Source organism: Burkholderia sp. Se-20378, assembly GCF_017104665.1.
Classification (GTDB): Bacteria; Pseudomonadota; Gammaproteobacteria; order Burkholderiales; family Burkholderiaceae; genus Burkholderia; species Burkholderia lata.
This window is the reverse complement of record NZ_JAAGPG010000416.1, coordinates 1-7,694: the sequence shown is the minus strand read 5'-3', so window position 1 is coordinate 7,694 and position 7,694 is coordinate 1. Positions and strand designations below refer to the sequence as shown.

Below are 7,694 nucleotides of genomic sequence, written 5' to 3'. Positions count from 1 at the left end.
CCGCGGGGTGCGCTGAACGGCGCCCGCGAGCCTGCCGTTGCGTCAGACCACCGCCGCGCGCGCGACGCGCACCGGCACCGACTTGTACGACGGCGTGCCGCTTTCCTTGTCGATGTAGTCGAGCGGCACGAGCACGTTCGCTTCCGGGTAGTACGCGCCGACCGACCCCGGCGCGATGTCGTACTCGATCGCGGTGATCTTCTCGAGACGCAGCGCGCGGCCCGATGCGGTGACCGTCTCGATGTCGACGAGGTCGCCGTGTTCGAGCCCGTACTTCGCGAGATCGGCGGGGTTCATGAACAGCACGTCGCGCCGGCCGAACACGCCGCGATAGCGATCGTCGAGCCCGTAGATCGTCGTGTTGTACTGGTCGTGGCTGCGCAGCGTGATCAGCCGCAGCACCTGCTCGGCGCCGAGCACGTCGGCATCTTCCTTCACGCCCTTGTAGACCGAGAACATCGCCTTGCCGGTCGGTGTCGGCCAGACGCGCTCGGTGGGCGGCAGCGGCAGGCGGAAGCCGCCCGGCGTGCGGATGCGATCGTTGAACGCCTCGAAGCCCGATACGGTGCGGTCGATCAGGTCGCGGATGCGGTCGTAGTCGTCGATCAGGTCGAGCCACGCGACCTTGCTCGCCGGCAGCGTCGCATGCGCGATCCCCGCGACGATCGCGGGTTCCGAGCGCAACTGGTCCGACGCCGGCTTGAGCTTGCCGGCCGATGCGTGAACCATCGACATCGAATCCTCGACGGTGATCGACTGCCGGCCGGTTGCCTGCATGTCGAGCTCGGTGCGGCCGAGCACCGGCAGGATGAAGGTTTCCTTCGCGACCAGCAGGTGCGAGCGGTTCAGCTTGGTGCCGAGATGCACGCTCAGGTCGAGCTTCGCCATCGCCGGGAACGACTGTTCCGGATCGGGCAGCGCGACCGCGAAGTTGCCGCCGAGGCACAGCAGCGCCTTCGCGGTGCCATCGATCATCGCCTGCATCGCCTGCACGGCGTCGTGCCCGTGATGCGCGGGCGGCGTGAAGCCGCACACGTCCTCGATCTTCTTCAGGAACTCGGCCGACGGCTTCTCGGTGATGCCGACCGTGCGGTTGCCCTGCACGTTCGAGTGGCCGCGCAGCGGGCACACGCCGGCGCCGGGCTTGCCGATGTTGCCGCGCATCAGGAGCAGGTCGGCGATCAGGCGCACGGTTGCCGTGCCCTTGTTGTGCTGCGTGACGCCCATCCCGTACGTGACGATCGTCGCGTTCGACTTCGCGTAGGCGAGCGCGACCTGTTCGAGCTGCGCCTGGCTGAGCCCGCTCGCGCGCTCGATGTCGTCCCACGACGTGGCTTCGAGATCGGCCGAGAACGCGTCGAAGCCGTTGGTGTGCTGCGCGATGAAGTCGCGGTCGAGCACGTCGCCCCGCTCGGCTTCGAGCTGCAGCAGCGCCTTCATGATGCCCTTCAGCGCGGCCGCGTCGCCGCCGGCGTCGACCTGGTAGTACGTCGATGCGATCCGGGTCGAGCCGAACGACGCCATCTCGATCATGTCCTGCGGATCGGCGAAGCGTTCGAGCGCGCGCTCGCGCAGCGGGTTGAACACGATGATCGGCACGTTGCGCCGCGAGCACTCGTGCAGCGTGCCCATCATCCGCGGGTGGTTCGTGCCGGGATTGTGGCCGATCGAGATGATCAGCTCGCAGTGGTCGAAATCCTCTAGCGACACCGTGCCCTTGCCGATGCCGATCGACTGCGGCAGGCCGACGCTGGTCGGCTCGTGGCACATGTTCGAGCAGTCGGGGAAGTTGTTGGTGCCGAACTCGCGCGCGAACAGCTGGTACAGGTACGCGGCTTCGTTCGACGCGCGCCCCGACGTATAGAACTCGACCTGATCGGGCGGCAGCGCGCGCAGCACTTCGCCGATGCGCGCGAACGCGTCGTCCCATTCGATCGGGCGGAACGTGTCGGTCGCGCGGTCGTAGACGAGCGGATGCGTGAGCCGGCCCATGTTCTCCAGCTCGTAGTCCGACATGCGCAGCAGCGACGACACGGTGTTCGCCGCGAAGAACTCGGGCGTCACGCGCTTGGTCGTCGCTTCCCACGTGACGGCCTTCGCGCCGTTCTCGCAGAACTGGAAGGTCGACTTGTGTTCCTTGTCGGGCCACGCACAGCCGGGGCAGTCGAAGCCGTCGGGCTGGTTGGTCCGCATCAGCACGATCGGCGCCTCGATGGTTTCCATTTGCGTGCGCACCGCATCGGCTGTCGCGCGAAGCGCGCCCCAACCACCGGCGGGCCCGTCGTACTTCCTGATGCCTGGCACTTCGCGTCGATTTGTCATGTGAATCTCCATCAGCCGGTCCCGGTACGGGTGGCTCGGTTTGCGCCGTGTCGCGGCGTGGGGCGGCTCCGTCCGGGGGACGGAGCCGGTCATGCGTGCCCCGGGCGTGCGGGGCATGCTGTTATTCAGTGCGCGTCCTTCTTTGAGCCGGACGACTTCTTGCCGGACGGTTTCGCGGCGGGCGCGGGCGGCGGTGCGTCGGCGGGCGTGTCGCCCGTCTTCGCATCGTTGCCTGCCTTGGCCGCCTTGCCGTTCGGTTTCGCCTTGCCGTCGGCGTCCTTCTTCGCGTCCTTGGTTTCCTTCGCTTCAGGCGCGGCGAGCGTGTTGAACTTCACTTCGTCGCTGGCCTTGTCGTAGTCGACTTCGCACCGGTCGCCCGATTTCAGCCGGTCGGCGAGGATCTCCTTCGCGAGCCGGGTCTCGATGGTCTGGCGGATCTGGCGCTTCAGCTCGCGCGCGCCGAACTCCGGCTGGTAGCCGGCTTCGGTCAGGTGCTCGACGAGCGAGTCGCCCATCACGAGCGTGATGTCCTGCGCGGCGGCCGTGCGCACCACGCGGTCGAGCTGGATCTGCACGATCGAGCGGATGTTCTCCTTCGACAGCGCATGGAAGACGATCACCTCGTCGATCCGGTTCAGGAATTCGGGGCGGAAATGGCCCTTCAGCACCTGCATCAGTTCCTCGCGGATCGCCTTGTCGGTCTTGCGCGCGGCTTCCGGTTGCGTGAGGTTGTCCATGATGATCGCGGCGCCGAGGTTGCTCGTCGCGATGATGATCGTGTTGCTGAAGTCGACCACGCGACCCTTGCCGTCGGTCAGGCGGCCGTCGTCGAACACCTGCAGCAGCACGTTGTAGACGTCCGGATGCGCCTTCTCGATCTCGTCGAGCAGGATCACGCTGTACGGGCGCCGCCGCACGCGTTCGGTGAGCTGGCCGCCTTCGTCGTAGCCGACGTAGCCGGGCGGCGCGCCGATCAGCCGCGCGACCGCATGCCGCTCCATGTACTCGGACATGTCGATGCGGATGATCGCCTGCTCGTCGCCGAACACGGTCTCGGCGAGCGCCTTCGCGAGTTCGGTCTTGCCGACGCCCGTCGGCCCGAGGAACAGGAACGTCGCGATCGGCCGGTGCGTCTGGCCGAGCCCCGCGCGCGACAGCCGCACGGCATCGCTGACGGCCACCACGGCATCGCTCTGGCCGACCACGCGCTCGCGCAGTTGCTCCTCCATCTTCAGCAGCTTCTGGCGTTCTTCCTGCGTGAGTTCGGACACGGGGATGCCGGTCAGCCGCGATACGACCTCGGCCACCGATTCGACGGTCACTTCGAGCGTTTCGGAGCCGGTCTTGCGCTGCCACGCCTCCATCATCTCGTCGACGGATTTCTGCTTCGCGTTGATCTGCTCCTCGAACTGCTTCGCTTCGTCGAAGCGCTTGCGCGACGTTGCGTAGTCCTGCTCGCGCTTCAGTTGCGCGATCTGCGCTTCGCCTTCCTGGATGTCGATCGGGCGCGACGTCGCGCCGATCCGCACGCGTGCGGCGGCCTGGTCGATCAGGTCGATCGCCTTGTCGGGGAGGAAGCGCGACGTGATGTAGCGATCGGCGAATTCCGCGGCCGCGACGAATGCGTCGTCGGCGAACGTCACCTGGTGGTGCGCCTCGAGGCTGTCGCGCAGCCCGCGCAGGATCACGATCGTCTGCTCGACGCTCGGCTCCGGCACGAACACCGGCTGGAAGCGCCGTTCGAGCGCGGCGTCCTTCTCGATGTACTTCTGGTATTCGTTGAGCGTCGTCGCGCCGATCAGGCTCAGCTCGCCGCGCGCAAGCGCGGGCTTCAGCACGTTCGCGATGTCGAGGCCGCCTTCGCCGCCGCCCTGGCCGGCACCGACGATCGTGTGCAGCTCGTCGATGAACAGGATCAGTTCGTCCTGCTTCGCAGTGACTTCGTCGATCAGCTGCTTCGCGCGCTCCTCGAATTCGCCGCGATACTTCGCGCCGGCCACCATCGAGTTGATGTTGACTTCGACGAGCCGCTTGTCGCGCAGCACCTCGGGCACGTCGCCGTTGACGATCCGCTGCGCGAGCCCTTCGACGATCGCCGTCTTGCCGACGCCCGGCTCGCCGATCAGCACCGGGTTGTTCTTCTTGCGACGCGCGAGCACCTCGATCGTGCTCTCGATTTCCTGCGCGCGGCCGAGCACCGGGTCGAGCTTGCCCTGGCGCGCGATCGCGGTGAGGTCGCGGCCGAACTTGTCGAGGTTCGGCGTGCCGGTCGGCGCATCGACGCGGCCGTCCTCGGCGCCTTTGCCGACCACTTTCACGACCTTCTGGCGCAGCGCCTCGGGCGTCACGCCGTATTTCTTCAGCAGCGTGCCGGCGACGCTGTCCGGCACCGAGGCGAGCCCGATCAGCAGGTGCTCGGGGCCGATGTACGAGTGACCGAGATCGCGCGACGCCTGGAACGCGTACTGCACGGCCTTCTTCACGCGCGGCGAAATCGACAGCTTGTCGAGCGGCGCATCGGGGTCGGCCGTGCCGGTGTGCGCATGCTCGTCGATGTACGAGCGAATGTCCTGCGGCGACAGCTTCAGTTCCTTCAGCAGCGCAGCGCACACGTCGGTGTCCGCGAGCGCGTACAACAGGTGTTCGGAATCGAGCTCGCTGCGGCGCAGCTCGTGCGCCTTCTCGGCCGCGCGCTGCAGCAGTTCCAGCGTCTGCTCGCTGAACGCGTCGGTCGGGTCGACCGATTCGCGCGGGATCTCGGCGGCGAGCGGCGCGTCGTCGTCGAGCCCACCGAACAGCGACGACGAGCCGCCCCCGCCGAGCAGTGAATCGAACGGGTTCAGCATGCTCTGATGCCGCATCAGCTGACGGAAGTGGTAATCGCAGATCGAGATCGTCTTGCGCTCGCCGTCCTGCATCACGGTTGCGCGCGCGACGGCCGGCCGGGCGTGGCAGATATCGCAAAGTGCGGGCATGGTGGTCTGGCTCCTGTCGGTGAAAGTGGGTCGAAGGGTGAAGTCCCGATGCGGTGCGGCGCTTGGCGCTTCCCGACCGCGAACGCACGACGCGCGGCACGGCGGCGCGCGGGCGGCGCCGCTGCTGTCAAGCAGCGCGCGCCGGCGTCGTGCAAGGTCGCGGTCCGGTCGGCAAGAGGGCGTGCCGGGAGGAGCCCACGGCGTCGCGTCGACTGCGGTCAAAATAGCGAAACGGCGGGGGACATCCAAGACACAGGTCCGCAGCGGTCCGGCCGTGAATTGCACCCTCGCATGCACGCGCGCACGGGTGGCAAGGAGTACAGACGGGCGGGCGCACGGCGGCACGGGCGTGCGCGGCGTGCGCAGCGGGTGATGACAGGAGGCGGAGGCGGGCGGAACGCGAACGGATCGCGGTGCGACATCGGCGCGCAGGGCGCCGCTTGCCGGCGGGTGACCGGCACCGCGGGTGGGGAGGCGCGACGGAAGCGTCGCGGGGGGCGCGTGCCGCGACCGGCTAAGTGCCACCACACACGCACCGCAGACGATGCGTGTGTGCCGGCCGAAGGCGAGGGCGGGTTGCACGGTCCGGGCCGGACACGGCGCAACCTTGACGTGCCGCGGTTAGTCCGGGACGGTCATCGCAAGGCGTTGCCGGGCGATCTGCTTCACGTCCGTTGACAGTGCCGCATTCGGCAGGCCATTGGCCCAGACGGCGAACGAATCCTCGATCAGGTTGCGCGTGTCGGGCGGCAACTCCGCCAGGACCAGCGACAAGACGGTGAACAGCACGGCGGTGTCGCCGGCCTGGCTGCTCGCGTTCGCATCGACCGCCTGCTTCAGGTGATCGACCGACGCCTGCAGCGCCTGCAATGCCTCATTCGACTCGCTCATCACACACTCCATGCAAGATGGGTTTGATCGGCGACGAACATGCGGCCGGCGGTGCGGCCGCTCGCGCGCGACGCCCGGCGGGCATCGCGCGCAGGCAACGCGGTCAGGCAGCCGTGTTGGCCTGCGGCGCCACGGCCACCGATGCTTCGCTCGTCAGCATCAGGAACGTGAACGTTTCGCGCAGGTACAGGCGGACGACCTTGTCGGTATGACTCGTGTAGCCGATCGATACGTCTTCCCCGAGGTGCAGCTCGTAATCGCCGCCGCGCGTGGACAGCACGCAGCCGCCGCTGATCGCCGGCGCCCAGATGATCTCGCCGCTGACGATCCGCTTGATATGGCCGAGGACCGGATAGCCCTGGTCGCGCGCTTCGCTGAGCGCCGTGTACGCATCCGAGCCGAGCACGACCGAGTACGGGCCGTCGACGCCGGCAAGCCGCAGCGCCTCGAGCGCGTCGCTGATCGCGTCGGGATAGGCGCTCACATCCGCCGGCAGCGTGAGCTTGCGGTTCGACGTGCCTTCGCGGATGCCGACGATGCCGGCGGCCTGGTAGCCATCGAAAATCGCGTCGTCTTCGGCGAACGCGAGCCGCTGCGCGGCGTCCTTCGCCGGTTGCCAGTCGGCGTCGCGCGCGCCGCGCTCGACGCTGTCGATCGCATCGCGGCTCAGCTCGAACGGCACGGTCAGCTCGACGATCGTGCGGACTTCGCGCAGCCGCGCATTCACTTGCTCGCGCGGGGCGGCGACGTCGACGAGGTGCCCGGTGCCGACGGCCGACAGCTCGGGGCCTTCGGGGCCGTCGACGTCGACGACGCGGCGGCCGGCCACCGATCGTTTGAACGTGCGTGCCACTTCCTCCTCGATTTGTTCCCAGGCGGAGGACGAGATCGGGGCGAGTTCGCGGTGCAGGTTATTCATGGGTTCTGGTTGCCTCACGTCTGCGAAAACACTTCATGGTGGGCCGATCGGCTGACGGACTGCGCCTGATGCCAGGCAGGCCGATCGCGGGCGAAAATGCATATTAGCAGGCTCTATTGACACCACTGCAGCACAAATCGAAACGACACCCTGCGGTGGCGCAACTGTTCTGCAATTCGCGTGGGGGGCGACGGCGCGCGCGTGGGGCACGGCGCGACGGGAGGGCTGCGATACCTGCGGCGTGCCGGTGGTAACGCCGCGCGGGCCGCGTTCGACGCTACGCGGAATCTGTTCCGGTCGACGGGCTAACGCGTGTCGTTCATTCTTGTGAACATTCATCCAGCCGGGATTCAGGAAGCTGGAGCGGGCGGCGTTCAGTCGTCGGGCCCGAGCCCGGATGAACCATAGGCGCAGCCTATTGAGGCTTCACAACCAACTGGAGGTCGTTCATCGCACGACGACGCGTCTCGCCCGGCGCGGGGTTGGCGCGCCGGACTGCCCTCGGTGATTGGCGTTACGACGGCACGCCTTTCAGCGAGCCGATTTTCAGCGAGCCGTCGCGATGCGGCGCGGACGAAGCGGGCGCA

4 protein-coding genes are annotated in these 7,694 nt (G+C 67.8%); all 4 read right to left on the bottom strand.

Annotation, left to right across the window (positions count from 1 at the left end; translation table 11 throughout):
- Positions 1–42: 42 nt before the first annotated feature.
- Positions 43–2,322, bottom strand: a complete 2,280-nt coding sequence (locus tag G3N93_RS29870; RefSeq protein ID WP_206134567.1) for an FdhF/YdeP family oxidoreductase — start codon at positions 2,320–2,322, stop codon at positions 43–45.
- Positions 2,323–2,447: 125 nt separating this feature from the next.
- Entirely contained in the window at positions 2,448–5,297 is a 2,850-nt protein-coding gene (locus G3N93_RS29865; protein WP_174932800.1) for an ATP-dependent Clp protease ATP-binding subunit, read from the bottom strand.
- A gap of 621 nt (positions 5,298–5,918) precedes the next feature.
- Positions 5,919–6,188, bottom strand: a complete 270-nt coding sequence (locus tag G3N93_RS29860) for a hypothetical protein (protein ID WP_174932801.1) — start codon at positions 6,186–6,188, stop codon at positions 5,919–5,921.
- Positions 6,189–6,291: 103 nt separating this feature from the next.
- On the bottom strand, positions 6,292–7,107 hold the full coding sequence (locus tag G3N93_RS29855; RefSeq protein ID WP_174938263.1) for a family 1 encapsulin nanocompartment shell protein: 816 nt from the start codon (positions 7,105–7,107) through the stop codon (positions 6,292–6,294).
- Between the last annotated feature and the right edge of the window lie 587 nt (positions 7,108–7,694).

What these genes read in the sequence shown, in the direction of transcription:
- G3N93_RS29865 (WP_174932800.1), bottom strand. Translation starts at nt 5,297, where the DNA reads ATGCCCGCACTTTGCGATATCTGCCACGCCCGGCCGGCCGTCGCGCGC.
- G3N93_RS29855 (WP_174938263.1), bottom strand. Translation starts at nt 7,107, where the DNA reads ATGAATAACCTGCACCGCGAACTCGCCCCGATCTCGTCCTCCGCCTGG.
- G3N93_RS29870 (WP_206134567.1), bottom strand. Translation starts at nt 2,322, where the DNA reads ATGACAAATCGACGCGAAGTGCCAGGCATCAGGAAGTACGACGGGCCC.
- G3N93_RS29860 (WP_174932801.1), bottom strand. Translation starts at nt 6,188, where the DNA reads ATGAGCGAGTCGAATGAGGCATTGCAGGCGCTGCAGGCGTCGGTCGAT.